The following is a 19,090-nucleotide window of genomic DNA, read 5'->3' on the forward strand; positions in this document are numbered from 1 at the left end:
CGCGTTGATAGTTTGGGCGGCCGCACATGGACGCCGTAGCCGCCCTCTTCCCCCCTCAGGAGCCCGGACCCGTGATGACACTCGCCCTCGGCCCGAGCTGGCTCGATCCCAACTACCTGCTGCAGACGTACAGCATCTGGGGTCTGCTGCTCATCGTCTTCGCCGAGTCCGGCCTGCTCATCGGCTTCTTCCTGCCGGGTGACTCGCTGCTGTTCACGGCCGGTCTGCTGATCACCTCCGGACAGCTCGACTTCCCGCTGTGGGGGGCCATCGCGCTCATCTGCCTCGCCGCGATCCTCGGCGACCAGGCGGGCTACATGTTCGGCAAGAAGGTCGGCCCGTCCCTCTTCAACCGGCCCGACTCGCGCCTGTTCAAGCAGGAGAACGTCACCAAGGCGCACGAGTTCTTCGAGAAGTACGGCCCCAAGTCCCTGGTCCTGGCCCGCTTCGTGCCCATCGTGCGCACCTTCACGCCGATCATCGCGGGCGTCAGCGGCATGCGGTACCGCTCGTTCCTGACCTTCAACATCATCGGCGGCGTCCTGTGGGGCGCCGGGGTGACGCTCCTCGGCTCCTGGCTCGGCAACATCGGCATCGTCAAGGACAACATCGAGGCGATGCTCATCCTCATCGTCCTCATCTCGGTGGTGCCGCTGATCATCGAGTTCCTGCGGGCCCGGGGCAAGAACAAGCGCGCGGAGCGGCAGGACGACGCCCAGCGGGCCCCGTACGAGCACCAGCAGGCCCCGGTGATGGACGACTCCACCACCCAGCTGCGCCGCATCGAGCCCGAGCAGCCCTACGGCCAGCAGCAGTACGGCCAGCGGCCCGCCCCGCAGCAGCAGCCCCACCCCCAGCAGCACTGGCAGCAGGGCTACGACCAGCCCGGCCACGACCAGGGCTACGGCGACCAGGGCCAGGGCTACGGGCAGCAGCAGGACCCGTACTACGGCCAGCAGCCCCAGCAGCCGGGTTACGACGGCTACGGACGGCCGCAGCAGCCGCAGCAGCACTACCCCTACGGGTACGACCAGGGGCAGGGCCGCTAGAAGCCCCTGGTCCGCTTGGCCGCCCTGCGCTTCCCGGCGGAGCCGATGCGCAGGGTGAGCCGGGAGATCTCCGCACCCAGGTTCACCCCGATGGCGATGGCCATGGCCAGCGACACGGCCTTGGCCAGCGACACCAGCCCCTTGTCGACCTCGCTCTGCGCGATGGACAGCAGACCGAAGTACGTGGCCGAACCGGGCAGCAGCGGGCCGATCGCGGCCGTGGTGAACGGCAGCGCGGACGCGAACTGATACCGCGACAGCAGCTGCCCGAACAGGCCCACCAGACCGGCCGCCACCGCCGTGGACGCCACCGGCGAGATGCCCGCCGTGTAGTGCAGCGCGCCGTACACCGACCAGGCGACACCGCCGTTGAGCGTCACCCACAGCACGGTGGAGCGCTCCTGCTGGAGCAGCACCGCGAAGGTCAGCGACAGCACCATGGACGCCAGGATCTGCAGCACCGGCCGGGATTGGATGTTCATCAGCGCGTCCGGGTTCAGTTCGCCGCCGATCTGCACGCCGAAGTACAGGATCGTCAGCACGCCGATGACGATGCCGACGAAGAAGTACATGACCTCCAGCAGCCGCGCGGAGGCGGTGATGTAGAAGCCCGTCAGACCGTCCTGCACGCCCGCCACCAGCGCCCGTCCGGGCAGCAGCGCGAAGAGTCCACCGGTGATCACCGCGGACGCCTTCACGTCGACGTGGGCCAGCGAGAACGCCACCCCGATCGCGGCGGGCGGCATCGCCGCCACCGTGAACTGGTAGAACTCCGGCAGGCCGCGCCCCGCGCACAGCCACGCCAGCCGGTCGCCGAGCATCGCGCCCAGCGCCGCCGCGATGAACACGATCACGTCACCGCCGACCAGCACCGAGGCCGCACCGGCCAGCAGCCCGCTGGCCAGGGTCAGCGCCCAGCCGGGGTAGGGGTGCCGGTTGCGCCGCATCTCCGCCAGCCGGCCGTACGCCTCCTCCAGGGAGACCTGCGTCTCGGCGTCCGTGAGGTCGTCCACCAGCCGGAAGACGGCCGCCAGGCGGGTGTAGTCGGTGCCGCGCCTGCGGACCGTCCGGGAGGCCGTCACCGGGTCCTCCACCAGCGAGGGCTGGTGGGTGATCGACAGCAGGGTGAAGGTCACCGTCGGCTCGCAGCGGTCCAGCCCGTAGGACCGGCACACCGCGAACATCGCGGCCTCCACGTCCTCGGCGCCCTCGCCGCCCGCGAGCAGCAGCTCGCCGATACGCAGGGTCAGGTCGAGCACGCGCGGGACCGCGGGGCCCTCGTCCTCGGAACGCACCACCGGTTCCAGGGCCGGACGGTCCGCCACCGGCATGCGCAGCATCGTGCGCATCCGGTCCTGCCAGGGCGCGTCCGTGATCAGCGTGATCATCGGGACGCCCGTGGCGGGGGTGAAGGCGGACGGCGCGTCCTTGACGCTGTACGTGCGCGGCATGTTGAACGCCGAGCCCTCCGGCTCGGCCTCCGCCTGCGCCGCCTCCAGCCCCTTGGGCATGGCGAACTCGGACGTCGTCTCCGCCTCGCCGCTTCCCCGCGCGACGGCGAGCCCCTCCGGAATGGCGAACTCGGAGGTGATCTCCGGGTCGTAAGTGGCCCGCGCCTCGTCCGACCGGGGCTTGCGGTCCTCCGCCTCCGACACCTTGCACCGCTCCCTGAACGACACGTTCCGATTACGCCTCAGTATGCGCGTGAAAGCGCGAGCGGGCCGCACCACCCCCTCCGGGATGGCACGGCCCGCTCAGTGCTGGAACGGCAGGTCAGTGACCGCCCTGCTCCTCCAGGCGCTTGTAAGAGCGCTCGATCTCCGCCTCGGCCTCCTGGCGGCCCACCCAGTTGGCGCCCTCGACCGACTTGCCCGGCTCCAGGTCCTTGTAGACCTCGAAGAAGTGCTGGATCTCCAGGCGGTCGAACTCCGACACGTGGTGGATGTCGCGCAGGTGCTCCACCCGCGGGTCCGTCGCCGGGACGCACAGCAGCTTGTCGTCGCCGCCGGCCTCGTCCGTCATGCGGAACATGCCGATGGCGCGGCACTTGATGAGGCAGCCCGGGAACGTCGGCTCGTCAAGGATGACAAGCGCGTCCAGCGGGTCGCCGTCCTCGCCGAGCGTGTTCTCGACGAATCCGTAGTCGGTCGGGTAGGCGGTCGAGGTGAAGAGGCGACGGTCCAGGCGGATCCGACCGGTCTCGTGGTCCACCTCGTACTTGTTCCGCGAACCCTTCGGGATCTCGATCGTGACGTCGAACTCCACCGGTGGCTCCTCCATGATCAGCGCATAGTTCTGGTGGTTAAGTGTCCCTCACGCAGGTGTGTGGATGCGAAAGGGGCTGGTGGTAGTGCCGGAGCTGGGACCTTTGCGGTCCGTCGGACCGCGTGTGAAGCGGCTCACGGACGCCCTACGACCGAGTCTGGCGCACGCGGCGGCCGTCGTGAAACCGCGTCTCGCGCGGTTGACGGACGCCGGGCGGCCGGGACCCGGCCGATCCGGTCCCAGGCCCCTGCGGACCTGGTACTTCACCGCCTCGGCGGCCACCGCCGGACTGGCGCTGGCCGTCGGCGCCGTGGCCGTGGCCGGCCCGTTCGACGGCGCGGGTCAGCGTACGGCCGAGCGGGACCGCGCGGCCGCCCTCACGCTCGCACGTGGCGCAGATCACGACGGCGGAAGGGGTACGAGCGGCGTCCGTGCCGTCCCGAGCGCCCCGCCCGTGCTGCGCGAGCTCGGCGGCGCCGCGGAGCCCGTGAAGTCCGGGAAGATCCCGCCGAGCGGCATCGCGGGCGTCCTGGACCCCCTGCTGGCCGACCCCGCCCTCGGCTCCGGGCAGGCGGCGGCCGTCGTCGACGTCGCCACCGGCGCCCGCGTCTACGGCGCCCGCTCCGGCCAGGCGTTCACCCCCGCCTCCACCACCAAGATCGCCACCGCCGTGGCCGCGCTGTCCGCCCTCGGCCCCGACCACCGCCTCAGCACCCGCACCGCGTTCGAACCCGACACCGGTGAACTGGTCCTGGTCGGCGGCGGCGACCCCACCCTCACCGCGCACAAGGCGAGCGGCGGCTGGGCGAGCCTGCGCACCCTGGCCGCCGGCACCGCCGCCGCCCTGCACGAGCGCGGCGTGGAGAAGGTCAAGCTCTCCTACGACACCACGCTCTACTCCGGCCCCGCCCTGCACCCCATCGGCGTCAACGACAACCTCGCCGTCGTCAGCGCCCTCACCGCCGACGAGGGCCGCGCCGACGACTCCGACAGCGGCCCCGCCGCCCGCGTGGCCGACCCGGCCGCCGAGGCCGCCCGGAGCTTCGCCGGCTTCCTGAAGGACGCCGGGATCACCACCACACCGCCCGGCCCTTCCAAGGCCACCGGCCGCGCGACGACCCTCGCCGCCGTCTCCTCGCCCCCGTTGTCCGACGTGGTCGAGCGGATGCTCACCAACAGCGACAACGACATCGCCGAGGGCCTGGCCCGCCAGACCGCCCTCGCCTCGGGGCAGCCCGGCAGCTTCGCGGGCGGCGCCAAGGCCATCGGCAACCGGCTGACCAAGCTCGGACTGCCGATGCGCGGCGCCTCCTTCCACGACGGCAGCGGCCTGAACCGCGAGGACCGGCTCACCGCCGACCTCCTGACCTCCCTGCTTGCCACCGCCGCCGACCCGGCCCGCCCGGGACTGCGCCCCGTCCTCACCGGACTGCCCGTCGGCGGGTTCACCGGCACCCTCGCCGAGCGCTACGCCGACGGCGGCGCGGCCGGCATCATCCGCGCCAAGACCGGCACCCTGACCGGCGTCAACTCCCTGGCCGGCACGGTCGTCACCAAGGACGGCCGCCTGCTGGCCTTCGCCTTCCTCGCCTCGGGCACCACCGACCCCCAGTCGGCCCAGTCCGCGCTGGACCACACGGCCACCACCCTGGCCGACTGCGGCTGCGCGTAGGAGGGTTCCGCAGGGTTCCGTTCCGGGCGCGGACCCTCCCGGACACCGGCCGCCGGGGCCGTCCCGCCCGTCCCGCGGAGCACCGCGCACGGACTGCCCGGACGGGCGGGGCTCACGTACGGTTGACGCATGACGAGCTTCGGTGGCACCGCTTCTCAGGGGATGGTCGACTGGAACCTCGCGGCGGCGACCGCGACGCGGCTCGTGCGGCCGGGTCCCGAGATCAGCCGGGAGGAGGCGCGGGAGGTCGTCGCCGAACTGCGCCGCCACGCCAAGGCCTCGGAGGAACACGTCCGGGGCTTCACTCGTATGGGGACCGAGGACATCCACGACACCCCCGTGCTGGTCGTCGACCGGCCCGGCTGGGTGCGGGCCAACGTCGCGGGCTTCCGTGAACTGCTGAAGCCCCTGCTCGACAAGATGCAGGAGCGGCGCGGCCCCGGCGCGGGCAACGCCGTCCTCGGCGCGGTCGGCGGCAAGGTGACCGGCGTCGAGCTGGGCATGCTGCTGTCGTTCCTGTCCTCCCGCGTCCTCGGCCAGTACGAGACGTTCGCCCCCGCCGCCCCCGACCTGCCCTCGGGCACCGCCCCCGGCGGCGGCCGGCTGCTGCTCGTCGCGCCGAACATCGTCCACGTCGAGCGCGAACTCGACGTGGACCCCCACGACTTCCGGCTCTGGGTGTGCCTGCACGAGGAGACGCACCGCACCCAGTTCAGTGCCGTGCCCTGGCTCCGCGACCACCTGGAGGGCGAGATCCAGGCGTTCCTCGCGGAGACCGAGGTCGACCCCATGACGTTCCTGGAGCGCGTCCGGGACGCCGCCCAGTCGCTCGCCGGGGGCCGCCCCGAGGGCGAGGAGGAGGACGGCGGACGCTCCCTGGTGGAGCTCGTGCAGACCCCCGCCCAGCGGGAGATCCTCGGCCGCCTCACCGCCGTGATGTCCCTGCTGGAGGGCCACGCCGACTTCGTCATGGACGGCGTCGGCCCCGCGGTCGTGCCGAGCGTCGCCGAGATCCGCGAGAAGTTCCAGCAGCGCCGCGCCAAGGGCGCCTCCCGCCTCGACCTCGCGCTGCGCAAGCTCCTGGGCCTCGACGCCAAGCTGCGCCAGTACCGCGACGGCGAGCGGTTCGTCCGCGCGGTCGTCGACGAGGTCGGCATGGACGGCTTCAACCGGGTGTGGACCTCGCCCAACACGCTGCCCACCAAGGCCGAGATCTCCGACCCGGCCGGCTGGGTCGCGCGGGTGCACCGCAGGACCGATTCCTGACCCCGGAGCCGAGCACCGTGCCACACATCCGGCTCACGGCAGACGAACGCCCCTCCTATCACCCGTCCGAGGGACCGTCAGCCATGCGTAGGCGTGCAATGCTCGGGGAAGGGCCCGCTTCTGTCACCATCGACGCACTCTGAGTGACCGGACTTCGGGCTCGTCCCCCGAAACTTCATGAAGGGAACCGGACATGGGTCCCCATCCCGCGGTCGCGGCGATACGCCTGGCGGTCCGCCGCGTCCTCCACGACATCGCCACCGGCCAGGCCGCCGAGCACGGCACCACCGGACACGGCTCCGTGGCCGTAGCCCGCCGCACCACCGGCCCGAGCACCGCGCAGCGCCACCGGGGCCCGGCCCCCGCCACCGCCCCGCTCGTGCTCGTCGCCTGCTCCGGCGGCGCCGACTCCATGGCGCTCGCCTCCGCCCTCGCCTTCGAGGCCCCGCGCCTCGGCCTGCGCGCCGGCGGCGTCACCGTCGACCACGGCCTCCAGCCCGGCTCCGCGCTGCGCGCCGAGGAGGTCGCCCTCAGGCTGCGCGAGCTGGGTCTCGCGCCCGTCGAGTCCGTCGCCGTGACCGTGGGCCGCGAAGGCGGCCCCGAGGCGGCCGCCCGCGACGCCAGGTACGCGGCCCTGGACGCCGCCGCCGAACGCCACGGCGCCACGGCCGTCCTGCTCGGCCACACCCGCGACGACCAGGCGGAGACCGTCCTGCTCGGACTCGCCCGCGGCTCCGGCATCCGCTCCCTGTCGGGCATGGCCGCGGTCTCGGGGGCCGACGGCCGTTACCGGCGCCCGTTCCTCCAGCTCGACCGGCAGACCGCCCGCAAGGCGTGCCTGGTGCAGTCGCTGCCCGTCTGGGACGACCCGCACAACACCGACCCGGCCTACACCCGCTCCCGGCTGCGCCACGAGGGCCTGCCCGCGCTGGAGAAGGCCCTCGGCAAGGGCGTCGTGGAGGCCCTCGCCCGCACCGCCCAGCTCTCCCGCGACGACGCCGACGCCCTGGACGCCTGGGCCGGACAGGCCGAGTCCTCCGTACGCGACGCCGACGGCGTGCTGGAGTGCGCCAAGCTCTACGCGCTGCCCCCCGCCGTCCGCCGCCGGGTGCTGCGCCGGGCCGCCATCGAGGCCGGGGCGCCGGCCGGTTCCCTCTTCGCCCGCCACGTCGAGGAGATGGACCGCCTGATCACCGGCTGGCGCGGCCAGGGAGCCATCAATCTGCCGGGCAAGGTAGTCGCCCAGCGGCAGGGTGGCAGACTGGTGATTCGGCAAGGCTGAAATCCCGGCCCGCGGAGCGACCCTCCGCCGGGCCGGGTCTGCCGGTGGCCGCCGGCGCGGCCATAAGTGCGGGACGACCGAAAGTGATGCGGGTGGACGCGAAAGACATGGGTGCCGACCTCCAGCGGGTGCTCATCACCAAGGAAGAGATCGACGCGAAGCTGGCCGAGCTGGCCGCGAAGATCGACGCGGAGTACGAGGGCAAGGACCTGCTGATCGTCGGCGTCCTCAAGGGCGCCGTCATGGTGATGGCCGACCTGGCGCGGGCGCTGTCCACCCCCGTCACGATGGACTGGATGGCCGTGTCCTCCTACGGGGCGGGCACCCAGTCCTCCGGTGTCGTCCGCATCCTCAAGGACCTCGACACCGACATCAAGGGCCGCGACGTCCTGATCGTCGAGGACATCATCGACTCCGGCCTGACCCTGTCCTGGCTGATCAACAACCTCGGCTCGCGTGAACCCTCCTCCCTGAAGGTGTGCACGCTGCTGCGCAAGCCGGACGCCGCCAAGGTCGCCATCGACGTGGAGTGGGTCGGCTTCGACATCCCGAACGAGTTCGTGGTCGGCTACGGCCTCGACTACGCCGAGAAGTACCGGAACCTCCCGTTCGTCGGTACGCTCGCGCCCCACGTCTACGGCGGCTGACCCGACCGGGCCACACCGCCGGGGAAGATCGGGAACCCCGGCGGGCTCCGTGACGTTGGAGCATTGGAAGACGGGCCGTGGTCCGTCCGGACCGCCGAGTGCGGCTGCGGACGTCGAGGCTGGGGTACCGTCAGAAGAACTGTCTTATCAAACTCACTATGGCAGGAGGGACGGGGCGTCACCGCTCCGTGTGGATGGACGTGAAGCGATACTTCCGTGGGCCGGTCATGTGGATCGTGCTGGCCGTCCTTGCCGTGGTCGTGTTGATGCAGGTCGTCGGCAATTCCGGCGGCTACAAGACGGTGGACACCGGCCAGGTCGTGCAGGCGATCAACGACAACAAGATCAAGTCGGCCAAGCTGACCACCGGTGACGAGCAGACCATCAAGGTCACGCTCAAGGACGGCGTCAAGGTCAAGGACAGCTCGAAGATCCAGGCGAGCTACATCGGCGACCAGGGCGTGGCACTCGCCCAGACCCTGCAGAACAAGTACCAGGACAAGCAGATCACCGAGGGATACACCGTCTCTCCCTCGAAGCAGAGCCCGTTCGTCGGCGTGCTGCTCACCCTGCTGCCCTTCGTGCTGATCGTGGTCGTGTTCCTGTTCCTGATGAACCAGATGCAGGGCGGTGGTTCGCGGGTCATGAACTTCGGCAAGTCCAAGGCGAAGCTGATCACCAAGGACACGCCGAAGACCACCTTCTCCGACGTCGCCGGCTGCGACGAGGCCGTCGAGGAGCTCCACGAGATCAAGGAGTTCCTCCAGGAGCCGGCCAAGTTCCAGGCCGTCGGCGCCAAGATCCCCAAGGGCGTGCTGCTGTACGGCCGCCCGGGTACCGGCAAGACCCTGCTGGCGCGTGCCGTCGCGGGCGAGGCCGGGGTGCCGTTCTACTCGATCTCCGGTTCCGACTTCGTCGAGATGTTCGTCGGTGTCGGTGCCTCCCGAGTGCGTGACCTGTTCGAGCAGGCCAAGGCGAACGCCCCGGCGATCGTCTTCGTCGACGAGATCGACGCGGTCGGCCGGCACCGTGGTGCCGGACTCGGTGGCGGTCACGACGAGCGCGAGCAGACCCTGAACCAGCTCCTGGTCGAGATGGACGGCTTCGACGTGAAGGGCGGCGTCATCCTGATCGCCGCCACGAACCGGCCCGACATCCTCGACCCGGCCCTGCTGCGGCCCGGCCGCTTCGACCGGCAGATCGCGGTCGACCCGCCGGACCTCCAGGGCCGTATGGAGATCCTCAAGGTCCACCAGAAGGGCAAGCCGGTCGCGCCCGACGTCGACCTGGCCGCCGTCGCCCGCCGGACCCCCGGCATGACCGGTGCCGACCTGGCCAACGTGCTCAACGAGGCAGCGCTGCTCACCGCCCGCGGTGACCAGAAGCTGATCGACAACAAGGCGCTGGACGAGGCGATCGACCGTGTGGTCGCGGGCCCGCAGAAGCGGACCCGGATCATGTCGGACAAGGAGAAGAAGATCACCGCGTACCACGAGGGCGGACACGCCCTGGTCGCGGCGGCCTCGCCGAACTCCGACCCCGTCCACAAGATCACCATTCTGTCCCGCGGCCGTGCCCTGGGCTACACGATGGTGCTCCCGGACGAGGACAAGTACTCGACCACGCGCAACGAGATGCTCGACCAGCTCGCCTACATGCTGGGCGGACGCGCGGCGGAGGAACTGGTCTTCCACGACCCGACCACCGGCGCCGCCAACGACATCGAGAAGGCCACCAACGTGGCCCGCGCGATGGTCACCCAGTACGGCATGACCGAGCGGCTCGGCGCCATCAAGTTCGGCGGCGACAACAGCGAGCCCTTCCTCGGCCGTGAGATGGCCCACCAGCGCGACTACTCGGAAGAGGTCGCCGGGCTGGTCGACGAAGAGGTCAAGAAGCTCATCGAGACCGCGCACAACGAGGCGTGGGAGATCCTGGTCGAGAACCGGGACGTGCTCGACAACCTGGTCCTGGCCCTCCTGGAGAAGGAGACCCTGGGCAAGGAGGAGATCGCCGAGGTCTTCGCGTCGATCCACAAGCGCCCGCCGCGCCCGGCCTGGACCGGCTCCTCGCGCCGTACGCCCTCCACCCGCCCGCCGGTGCTCTCCCCCCGGGAGCTGGCACTGACGAACGGTGCGAACGGCGCCACGCCCGCGATCAGCACGGTCAAGTCCACGACGGCCGAGCACGGCCCGGTCCCGGAGCAGGCCCCCGAGGACCGTCCCGAGAGCTGACGCTCCCTCGGCCACCTGGCCGGAATGTATGCCGCGCCCCCCGGGTTCTAGCCTGGGGGGCGCGGCATTTCACCATGCCCGCGCGCTGGACGTACAGGAACGAGGCACCACATGACCGACCCCGTGACGCTGGCCGGAGACGGCTCCATCGGCGAGTTCGACGAGAAACGCGCCGAGAACGCCGTCCGCGAGCTCCTGATAGCCGTCGGCGAGGACCCCGACCGCGAGGGCCTCCTGGAAACCCCGGCACGGGTGGCGCGGGCCTACCGGGAGATCTTCTCCGGGCTGCGTCAGCGGCCGGAGGACGTGCTCACGACGACGTTCGACCTCGGGCACGACGAGATGGTCCTGGTGAAGGACATCGAGGTGTACAGCACCTGTGAGCACCATCTGGTCCCCTTCCGGGGCGTGGCGCACGTGGGCTACATCCCCTCGGTCACGGGGAAGATCACGGGGCTGTCGAAGCTCGCCCGGCTGGTGGACGTGTACGCGCGCCGCCCGCAGGTGCAGGAGCGCCTCACCACGCAGATAGCGGACTCGCTGATGGAGATACTCGAGCCGCGCGGCGTGATCGTCGTGGTCGAGTGCGAGCACATGTGCATGTCCATGCGGGGCATCCGCAAGCCGGGCGCGAAGACCATCACCTCGGCCGTGCGCGGCCAGCTGAGGGACGCGACGACCCGCAACGAGGCGATGAGCCTCATCATGGCGCGCTGACCGCGCCCTCCCGCGCCGACCGGACCGGTGGCCCTCAGGCCGCCGGTTCCGTGCCCGTAGGGGGTGTGTCGTCGTCCTCGGGGAGGCGGCAGATGCGTTCCAGGAGGAGGGCGGCCGCTATGACGGCGAAGCCGGCCAGGACCGCGAAGCCGGCGTAGATGGCCTGGTCGCGGCGGGCGGGGATGTCGAGGAGTTCCAGCAGGAGGACGCCCGTGCCGCCGTAGACGCCGCTGACGAGGGCGGCGACCAGGGCGCTGGCGTGGCCGAAGACGACCGCGCGGGCGGCCATCATCGGGTCGACGCCCTTGGCGTCGGGGCGGCGCTCGCGCTGGGCCTTGAAGCGGGCCCGCAGGGAGAGTGCCGTGGCGAACAGGACCACCGCGATCAGGGCGAGCACGATGGGCGCGGCCACCGGGACGCTGGGCAGGCTCCCGAGCGAGTTCCACAGGCGGGCGCCCGCCCAGGACAGGACTCCGGCGACGACGAACACGCCTGCCAGCACCCTGATGCGCAACTGTTTCACGGTGTCCCTTCAGCTCCCCCGGACCCGTGCCGGGCCGTGCTCGTGTCGACCTTAACGACTACTCGGGCAGTCGGAGTTCCAGATCGGCGCGGGGCTCGACCCCTTCGCGGGTGACGGACGACAGCAGGCCGGCCACCGCGCCCTGGCCGGGCAGCTCGGCGGCGGGGTCCACGTCGTGCCAGGGGGCGAGGACGAAGGCCCGCTCGTGGGCGCGCGGGTGGGGGAGGGTGAGCCCGGGGTCCTCGGAGGTGAGGTCGGCGTAGGAGACGATGTCGACGTCCAGGGTGCGCGGGCCCCACTGCTCGTCGCGCACGCGGTGGAACGCCTCCTCGACGGCCTGCGCCCGCTCCAGCAGGGAGGACGGCGGCAGGGTGGTCTTCAGGACCACGACCGCGTTCAGGTACGAGGGCTGGCTGCCGGGCTCGACGCCCCACGGCTCGGTCTCGTACACCGGGGAGACCGCCTTGACGCGGACGCCCGGGGTGTCCTCCAGCGCGTCCACGGCGCCCTGGAGGGTCTCCAGGCGGTTGCCGAGGTTGGAGCCGAGGGAGAGCACGGCCCGCTGGGGGTTGTGCAGGGTGGAGTCGGCGTCGTCGACCTTCTGGACCACGGACGCGGGCACCGGCTGGACGGTCGGGTCGCTGTGACCCTTGGTGAAGGGGCGGGTCATGCTCGGCTCCGGAGGATGGTGACGGTCACGTCGTCGAAGGGGACGGTGATCGGGGCGTCCGGCTTGTGGACGCAGACCTCGATCTCCTGGACCCCCTCGTGCTTCAGGCAGGTCTGGGCGATCCGCTCGGCGAGGGTCTCGATCAGGTTGACCGGCTCGCCCTCGACCACGGCCACGGCCTCCTCGGCCACGATGCCGTAGTGCACGGTCCTGGTGAGATCGTCGCCGGCCGCGGCGGGACGGGTGTCCAGGCCCAGGACGAGGTCCACGATGAAGGTCTGGCCCTCCTCGCGTTCCTTGGGGAACACCCCGTGGTGCCCACGGGCCTTCAGGCCCCGCAGCGCGACACGATCCACGCGAATCACTCCTGCAATCGTCGGGAACGGCCGGTCGATGCCGCACTCGGACGGCACACCGGCCCTGGACGAATCTACCTGCGCGCACGGACACCGCCGGGCCACGGGGGTGTGGCCCGGCGCCGGTACCGGGAGGGTTCACCGGATGTTTGCCCAGCGGGAACCGGTAGTGCCGTCGACTGGTAGCCGCACTTACCCCGGCGAAGGTGATTCCAACCACGTCCCGGTGGTGCGGGGCCCGCCCGCGCGCCCCTCGCGGGCCCCCGGGTCAGGCGAGCGTGCCGTCGTCGGGGCCGACGCCCTGGTCTCCGTCCTCGTCGTCCTCCTCGTCGTCGGCCGTGGCGAGGACCGGGGAGGCGTGGTGGGACCACAGCTTCCAGCCTTCGGGGGTGCGCCGGAACACGTTCGTGGCGACGACGAGCTGCCCGACCAGCGGCCCCAGCTCCTCGCCCTCCTCGGGCGCGGGCCCGCCGCTGAGGATGTTCTCGGTGCAGCTCACCAGCGCCGTGTTCCCGGTGACGGAGACGTGCACGTCGGTCAGGAAGAACTGGATGTAGTCGGTGTTCGCCATGATCAGCGCGTACGACCGGAGGACCTCGCCGCGCCCGGTGAGCACCGGCCAGCCGGGGTGCACGCAGGAGACGACCCCGGTGTCGGCGGGGTCGTGGTACTCCTCGTCGACGCCCAGGTCGGCGGGGGCCAGCCAGAGCCCGGCCACCTCCTCGAAGTCGCCGCGCTCCATCGCCTCGTAGTAGGAGCGGTTGGCGGCCGAGACGTTCTCGACGTCGACGTCCGCGGCGCTCACCGGGCGCCCCCCGCGGTGGCCCCGGCCGCCGGGGTCCCGGCGCGGGCGCCTTCCACGGCGCGGGCCACGCGTACCGCGTCCGCGGTGGCGCGGACCTCGTGGACGCGGACGGCCCAGGCGCCGGCCGCGGCGGCGAGGGCGGAGACGGCGGCGGTGGCGGCGTCGCGTTCGCGGGCCGGCGGGGTGACGCCCCCGGGGCCCGCGAGGACGTGGCCGAGGAAACGTTTGCGGGAGGCGGCGACCAGGAGCGGGTGGCCGAGCGCGCGCAGCCGGTCCAGGTGGGCGAGGAGGGCGAGGTCGTGCCCGGCCTCCTTGGAGAAACCGAGACCGGGGTCGACGACGACACGGTCCGGGGCGACGCCCGCCTCCAGGACGGCCTCCACGCGCGCGTGCAGCTCGTCGCAGACCTCGGTGACGACGTCCTCGTAGACGCCCCGGACGTTGCCGCCCTCCAGGAGGCCGCGCCAGTGCATGACGACGAAGGGGGCGCCGGCCGCGGCGACCGCGGGCAGCATCGCGGGGTCGGCGAGGCCGCCGCTGACGTCGTTGACGAGGACGGCGCCCGCCGCGAGGGCCTGCTCGGCGACGCGGGCGCGCATGGTGTCCACCGAGACCGTCACGCCCTCGGCGGCGAGTCCGCGGACGACGGGGACCACGCGGCGCAGCTCCTCGGCCTCGTCGACGCGGGTGGCGCCGGGGCGGGTGGACTCGCCGCCGACGTCGACCAGGTCGGCGCCCTCGGCCGCGAGGTCGAGCCCGTGTTTGACGGCCGCCGTGGTGTCGAACCAGCGTCCGCCGTCGGAGAAGGAGTCGGGGGTGACGTTGACGACGCCCATGACCGCGCAGCGGTCCCACGTCGGAAGACCCGCCACTTCGCCGCGCCCGCTGAGGTTCTTCATACGTTCAGCGTAGGCCCCGGGGGGCACCCCGAATGTGCGCGGGTCCGGACGGAAGGGCGCCTTCCGGACCGCCTCGGCGGGGCGGTCCGGGGCCTGGAGGCGGGTCCGTGCCGGGCGCGCCGCGTTGGTCCGGCCGGGTCAGGCCGCCCGTACGCCGCGCTCGTGGGAGGTGTGCGCGCAGGGGCGGCCGGCCGCGCTCCGGCGGCGCCGCAGGAAGCGCGGCAGCGGCAGGGCCAGGTCGACGAAGCCCTCGGCCTGCATGGCGGCGAAGCCGATGCGGGGCAGGTCGGCGGAGGCGCGGTAGACGACGAAGCGGGGTTCCCAGCGGGGCTGGAACTTGGCGTTGAACTTGTACAGCGACTCGATCTGGAACCAGCGGGAGAGGAACACCAGCAGTCCCCGCCAGGCGCGCAGCACCGGCCCGGCGCCGATCTTCTCGCCGCGTGCGAGGGCGGCGCGGAACATGGCGAAGTTGAGCGAGATCCGGGTGACGCCGAGCTTGGGGGCGGCCTGGAGGGCGGCGACGATGAGGAGTTCGTTCATGCCGGGGTCGGCCAGGCGGTCGCGGCGCATGAGGTCCAGTGAGACGCCGTCGGTGCCCCAGGGCACGAAGTGCAGGACCGCCTTCAGGTCGCCGTGGGGGCCGGGGGTCTCGTCCTGTTTGTGGGCGGTGGCGATCAGGCAGTCGCCGTCGGCGGGGTCGCCGACGCGGCCGAGAGCCATGGAGAAGCCGCGTTCGTTGTCGGTGCCGCGCCAGTCCTCGGCGGCCCGCCGCACCCGCTCCAGTTCGGCGCCGGTGAGGTCACGGACGCGCCGTACGCGGGTCTCGTAGCCGGCCCGCTCGATGCGCTTGACCATCTGGCGCACATTGCGCATCGCGCGTCCGGCGAGCGAGAAATCCGCCACGTCGACCACCGCCTCGTCGCCCAGCTCCAGGGCGTCGAGGCCGGTCTCGCGGGTCCACACCTCGCCGCCCGTCTCCGAGCAGCCCATGACGGCGGGGGTCCAGGAGTGGGCCTTGGCCTCGTCCATGAAGCGCTCGATGGCACCGGGCCACGCCTCGACGTCACCGATGGGGTCGCCGCTGGCGAGCATGACGCCGGAGACGACGCGGTAGGTGACGGCGGCCTTGCCGCTGGGGGAGAAGACGACGGCCTTGTCCTGGCGCAGCGCGAAGTGGCCGAGGGAGTCGCGGCGCCCGTGCTTCTCCAGCAGGGCGCGCAGCCGGGTCTCGTCGTCCTCGGTGAGGCGGGCGGCGGGGTGTTCGGGCCGGAAGGCGAGGTAGCTGGTGGTGGCGGCGGTGAGCCAGCCGAGGGCGCCGAGGGAGAAGGCGACCGTCCAGGAGGTGCTGCCCCGGTAGTCGACGGGGCCTTCGAAGCCGATCAGGCCGTAGACGACGTGGGTCAGCCGGTCGGCCAGGCTGGGGTCGCCGACGGTGCGGCCGGGGTGGACGCTGACGATGACCAGCCCGAGGGCGAGGGAACCGGCGCTCATGAGGACGAGGTTGGCCAGGGCCCGCCAGCGGCTGCGCGGGTCGGGCAGCGCCGCGAACTCGGAGCGGTGGCGCAGCAGCGGCACCAGGAGTGCGACGGAGATGAGCACGCCGAGCAGCGAGTGCCGGTAGACGAACTCGGCGACGGCACCGGCCGGCAGCAGTACGACGGCCGCCCGCCAGGCCCGGCGTTTACGGCGTTTGAGCCCGTGCGCGAGCAGAAGCAGCAGCACCCCGGCGCTGAGCGAGAGCGCGGCCGCGAACGGCCCGAAGGAGCCGGGCAGTGCCTCGGCGATGGCGTGCATACGGCTGTGACGGAAGCGCGGGAACACTCCCGCCGCGATGTCGAGCAGGCCGACGAGGGCGCACGCCCGGCCGATCAGGGTGGGCACGGCCTCGGGCCGCGGGCCGCGCAGTATGCGCCGCGCCCGGCCGGAACCCCGCGGAACCCCGCTCGACAATTCCCCATCTATCCTGACAGACATCGCATCCCGTAGTTCTGCGAGAGACCTTGATACCCGGTGCCGATCGGGCATCCGGTGACATTGCGCCCTCTAGGACGGTGTCTTCGGGAGAGAAGTTCCTCCCCCTCCGGAAAGTCGGATCAAAGGTCAAGGAAAGTCCAGGGCAAATCCGTGCCACCGCACGGGTGTCCGGGGCGGAAAGCGCAGGCAGGGACACCCATGGGTCTCACGAGCAACTCAACTCTGGCGGTGGCGGTGGCGGTCGCCGTGGTGCTGTTCGGCCTGACGCTGTGGCTGTGGCCGCGTCTGGCCCGGCGCGGCTGGCGGGCGCTGGGCGGCAGGGTGAGCCTGCTGCTCGCCACCCAGACGGCCCTCATCTGCTCGCTGGCGGTGGCCGCCAACCAGACCTTCGGTTTCTACGCCAACTGGGACGACCTGCTGGGCCGCGAGACCGACCAGGGGGTCCTCGTCGACCACTCGGCCACCGTGGCCGCGAGCGGCCCGCTGCGGGTGGTGAGCGTCAAATCGCCGCCGGGCGGTGTCGGTTCGCGGGCCTCGACGGTCGGTCAGGTCCAGAAGGTCGACATCGTCGGCCGTGTCTCCCGCATCGCCACCCCGGCCTACGTCTATCTGCCGCCGGAGTACTTCCAGCCCGCGTTCCGCACCCGTACGTTCCCGGTCTCGGTGGTGCTGACCGGTTACCCGGGCACCGCGCAGGCGCTCGTCACGAAGCTGAAGTACCCCGCCACCGCGCGGAAGCTGGCCAAGGACGGGCGGATGCGGCCGATGATCCTGGTGATGATGCGGCCCACCGTGGCGCCCCCGCGCGACACCGAGTGCGTGGACGTGCCGAAGGGTCCGCAGACGGAGACCTTCTTCGCCCGGGACCTGCCCGAGGCGGTCCTCGCGCACTACCGGGCCGGTTCGCGCCCCGGCGGCTGGGGCATCATCGGGGACTCCACCGGCGGTTACTGCGCCTTGAAGATCGCCATGCGGCATCCCGGCGCGTACGCGGCGGGCGCGGGCCTGTCGGCGTACTACAAGGCGCCCGTCGACCCGACCACGGGCGACCTCTTCCACGGCGACCGGAACCTGCGTGATCACGCCGATCTCCACTGGCTCCTGGCGCACGAACCGGCGCCGGACACCGCGCTGCTCGTCACCAGCAGCAAGATCGGCGAGCACAACTACCAGGACACCCTCAAGTTCCTGGCGGAGGTGCGCGCCACCGGCCGGACCAGGATCTCCTCCGTCATCCTGGACAGCGGGGGCCACAACTTCAACACCTGGCGGCGCGAGATCCCGACCGCCCTCCAGTGGCTGAGCGGACACCTGGACGACCGCTGAGGGGGCCGGGCCGAACCCCGGTGAAGCCCTTGGCGTGGCCGGGTTTTTGCCCCGCGGGGGCCCATGAGACGCCTACGCGCGGTAAGTTTCTGGCCATGCCACGTGGACGCCACCGCCATTCCCCGCCTCTGCACCGGCTGTTGCCTCCGTCCGCGATCGCCGGTGTCGCCGTCGTCTGCGCGCTGGCCCCGTGGGTGTTCTCCGGCCTCGGCGTGCTGCGCGCGCTGGCCGCCGTCGCCGCGCTCACGGCGGTCGGCGGCGCGGTCGTGATGCGCCAGTGGGACGCCCAGGCGGGCAAGCAGGTCGCCGAGCTGTCCCGCGCGCGGGTCAGCGACGAGTGGCGGTACGACGAACGGATCGCCGAACTGGAGACCGATCTGGAGGAGTCGCGCGAGCTGCGCGCCAAGCTGGAGCGCCGCCTGCGGGCCAAGCGCACCGAACTGGCCGGGCTGCGCAACGAACACGCTTCCCTGCTGCGCCGGTACGCCACGGCCGAGACCGAGCGCGCCACGGCCCTGGAGGGGCGCCGCCTGCTGGAGATCGAGGCGGTCCCGGCGTCCGGCACGCTCGCCCTGCCGCCCGCGCCGAGCGCGGAGACGGTCGCCGAGGCTCCGGTGGCAGAGCCCGCGGCCGCGTTCTCGGCCAGGGGTGCGGAGCTGTACCTGAGGGCGGCGACGGCACTGGCGCGCCTGGAGCCTGCGGAGCCGGAGCCGGAGCCGGAGCCCGGCGAGAGCGTGACGGCCGGGGCGGCGGAGAGCGGGGCCGAGGCCGTTGCCAAAGGAGCCCCGGACAGCGCAGACAGCGCGGACAGCGCCAAAGGAGCCCCGGACAGCGCCGAAGGAGCCCCGCGCGGTGAGGGCACCCGCGACACCGGGCACACCGACCCCGCCGGGCGGGCCGTCCAGGCCGCCGAGGGCGTGGGACCCGTGGACGCCGAAGGCGAAGTGACCGAGGCGCACACGACCCCGGACGAGACGGACGGGCCGGTCGCCGAGGACGCGCAGCCGCACACCACCGGCACGGCCGTGGTGCCGGCCCAGGCCGCCGGACAGCGGCCCGCCGGGCACTTCACCGTGCCGACCGCCGTCGCCGTCGTACCGGCGGCGCCCGCGCTGCGTCCGCTCGTGCAGGGCGGGTTCGACTTCTTCGGCACGCAGAAGGACACCTCCCAGGCGATGGACGTGCGCAACGAGGACCTGGCCGACGTGGTCGGCCAGGAGGCCCTCGCGCTGCACAAGGCGGACGCAGAGTCCGGCTACAAGCCCGCCGGGGCGCACGGCGCGGGCCAGGTCATCGACCTCACCGCGCACGACGAGACCGAGCACATCGACGTGGAGGGGCTGCGCAGCGCGGTCTCCTGATCCGCGCCCCGCCCCGGCGAGCCCGGCCCTCCCGCGAAGGG

Annotated in this window: 17 protein-coding genes; 9 read left to right on the plus strand and 8 right to left on the minus strand. The window is 72.2% G+C overall.

What is annotated here, in order from left to right; all coding sequences use genetic code 11:
• The first annotated feature begins 71 nt into the window (after positions 1-71).
• The gene (locus tag ABZ898_RS21490; protein WP_361661097.1) at positions 72-1,049 is read left to right on the plus strand and encodes a VTT domain-containing protein; all 978 of its coding nucleotides are present in this window, start codon (positions 72-74) and stop codon (positions 1,047-1,049) included.
• Here ABZ898_RS21490 and ABZ898_RS21495 read toward each other — a convergent pair.
• Both ABZ898_RS21495 and ABZ898_RS21500 read right to left on the minus strand, forming a co-directional pair.
• Entirely contained in the window at positions 1,046-2,704 is a 1,659-nt protein-coding gene (locus ABZ898_RS21495) for a threonine/serine exporter family protein (protein WP_361661101.1), read from the minus strand. The two genes, ABZ898_RS21490 and ABZ898_RS21495, sit on opposite strands and share 4 nt — an antisense overlap.
• A gap of 118 nt (positions 2,705-2,822) precedes the next feature.
• Positions 2,823-3,314: an inorganic diphosphatase gene (locus ABZ898_RS21500; protein WP_031182757.1), complete on the minus strand. Its 492-nt coding sequence runs from the start codon at positions 3,312-3,314 to the stop codon at positions 2,823-2,825.
• A gap of 64 nt (positions 3,315-3,378) precedes the next feature.
• Here ABZ898_RS21500 and dacB point away from each other — a divergent pair, with 64 nt between their 5' ends.
• The 6 genes from dacB (at position 3,379) to folE (ending at position 11,132) form a co-directional block, all read left to right on the plus strand.
• Positions 3,379-4,986 carry a D-alanyl-D-alanine carboxypeptidase/D-alanyl-D-alanine-endopeptidase gene (gene dacB, locus ABZ898_RS21505; protein WP_361661103.1) on the plus strand — a complete coding sequence of 536 codons (1,608 nt, stop codon included), beginning with the start codon at positions 3,379-3,381 and terminating at the stop codon, positions 4,984-4,986.
• Between the two features lie 129 nt (positions 4,987-5,115).
• Positions 5,116-6,252 carry a zinc-dependent metalloprotease gene (locus ABZ898_RS21510; RefSeq protein ID WP_361661106.1) on the plus strand — a complete coding sequence of 379 codons (1,137 nt, stop codon included), beginning with the start codon at positions 5,116-5,118 and terminating at the stop codon, positions 6,250-6,252.
• Between the two features lie 193 nt (positions 6,253-6,445).
• Positions 6,446-7,534, plus strand: coding sequence for a tRNA lysidine(34) synthetase TilS (gene tilS / locus ABZ898_RS21515; protein ID WP_361661109.1), 1,089 nt, complete (start codon positions 6,446-6,448; stop codon positions 7,532-7,534).
• A gap of 86 nt (positions 7,535-7,620) precedes the next feature.
• Positions 7,621-8,181, plus strand: coding sequence for a hypoxanthine phosphoribosyltransferase (gene hpt, locus ABZ898_RS21520; RefSeq protein WP_361661112.1), 561 nt, complete (start codon positions 7,621-7,623; stop codon positions 8,179-8,181).
• Between the two features lie 194 nt (positions 8,182-8,375).
• Complete coding sequence (ftsH, locus tag ABZ898_RS21525; RefSeq protein WP_361661115.1) at positions 8,376-10,415, plus strand: ATP-dependent zinc metalloprotease FtsH; 2,040 nt, start codon at positions 8,376-8,378, stop codon at positions 10,413-10,415.
• A 111-nt stretch (positions 10,416-10,526) separates the two neighbouring features.
• Positions 10,527-11,132: a GTP cyclohydrolase I FolE gene (gene folE, locus ABZ898_RS21530; protein WP_361661118.1), complete on the plus strand. Its 606-nt coding sequence runs from the start codon at positions 10,527-10,529 to the stop codon at positions 11,130-11,132.
• Between the two features lie 34 nt (positions 11,133-11,166).
• Here the strand turns inward: folE and ABZ898_RS21535 are convergent, their stop codons facing one another.
• The 6 genes from ABZ898_RS21535 to ABZ898_RS21560 form a co-directional block, all read right to left on the minus strand.
• Positions 11,167-11,655 (minus strand): DUF3180 domain-containing protein, encoded by a 489-nt coding sequence (locus ABZ898_RS21535; RefSeq protein WP_361661121.1) that lies wholly within the window; start codon positions 11,653-11,655, stop codon positions 11,167-11,169.
• 58 nt (positions 11,656-11,713) lie between these two features.
• A complete protein-coding gene (gene folK, locus ABZ898_RS21540) occupies positions 11,714-12,325 on the minus strand; it encodes a 2-amino-4-hydroxy-6-hydroxymethyldihydropteridine diphosphokinase (RefSeq protein ID WP_361661124.1) in 612 nt (203 codons plus the stop codon).
• Entirely contained in the window at positions 12,322-12,681 is a 360-nt protein-coding gene (gene folB / locus ABZ898_RS21545; RefSeq protein WP_361661127.1) for a dihydroneopterin aldolase, read from the minus strand. The genes folK and folB overlap by 4 nt, the downstream gene beginning before the upstream one ends.
• Before the next feature lie 268 nt (positions 12,682-12,949).
• Positions 12,950-13,486 (minus strand): nuclear transport factor 2 family protein, encoded by a 537-nt coding sequence (locus ABZ898_RS21550; protein WP_361661130.1) that lies wholly within the window; start codon positions 13,484-13,486, stop codon positions 12,950-12,952.
• Positions 13,483-14,385: a dihydropteroate synthase gene (folP, locus tag ABZ898_RS21555; RefSeq protein WP_361661133.1), complete on the minus strand. Its 903-nt coding sequence runs from the start codon at positions 14,383-14,385 to the stop codon at positions 13,483-13,485. Before folP ends, ABZ898_RS21550 begins: the two co-directional genes overlap by 4 nt.
• A 138-nt stretch (positions 14,386-14,523) precedes the next feature.
• On the minus strand, positions 14,524-16,338 hold the full coding sequence (locus ABZ898_RS21560; protein WP_361661136.1) for a phosphatidylglycerol lysyltransferase domain-containing protein: 1,815 nt from the start codon (positions 16,336-16,338) through the stop codon (positions 14,524-14,526).
• A 222-nt stretch (positions 16,339-16,560) separates the two neighbouring features.
• Between ABZ898_RS21560 and ABZ898_RS21565 the strand changes: the two genes are divergently transcribed.
• Together ABZ898_RS21565 and ABZ898_RS21570 are read left to right on the plus strand one after the other, a co-directional pair.
• A complete protein-coding gene (locus tag ABZ898_RS21565; protein ID WP_361661139.1) occupies positions 16,561-17,688 on the plus strand; it encodes an alpha/beta hydrolase-fold protein in 1,128 nt (375 codons plus the stop codon).
• 95 nt (positions 17,689-17,783) lie between these two features.
• Positions 17,784-19,049 carry a hypothetical protein gene (locus ABZ898_RS21570; RefSeq protein WP_361661142.1) on the plus strand — a complete coding sequence of 422 codons (1,266 nt, stop codon included), beginning with the start codon at positions 17,784-17,786 and terminating at the stop codon, positions 19,047-19,049.
• Positions 19,050-19,090: the final 41 nt, after the last annotated feature.

Source organism: Streptomyces sp. NPDC046860 (genome assembly GCF_040645115.1).
Taxonomy (GTDB): Bacteria; Actinomycetota; Actinomycetes; order Streptomycetales; family Streptomycetaceae; genus Streptomyces.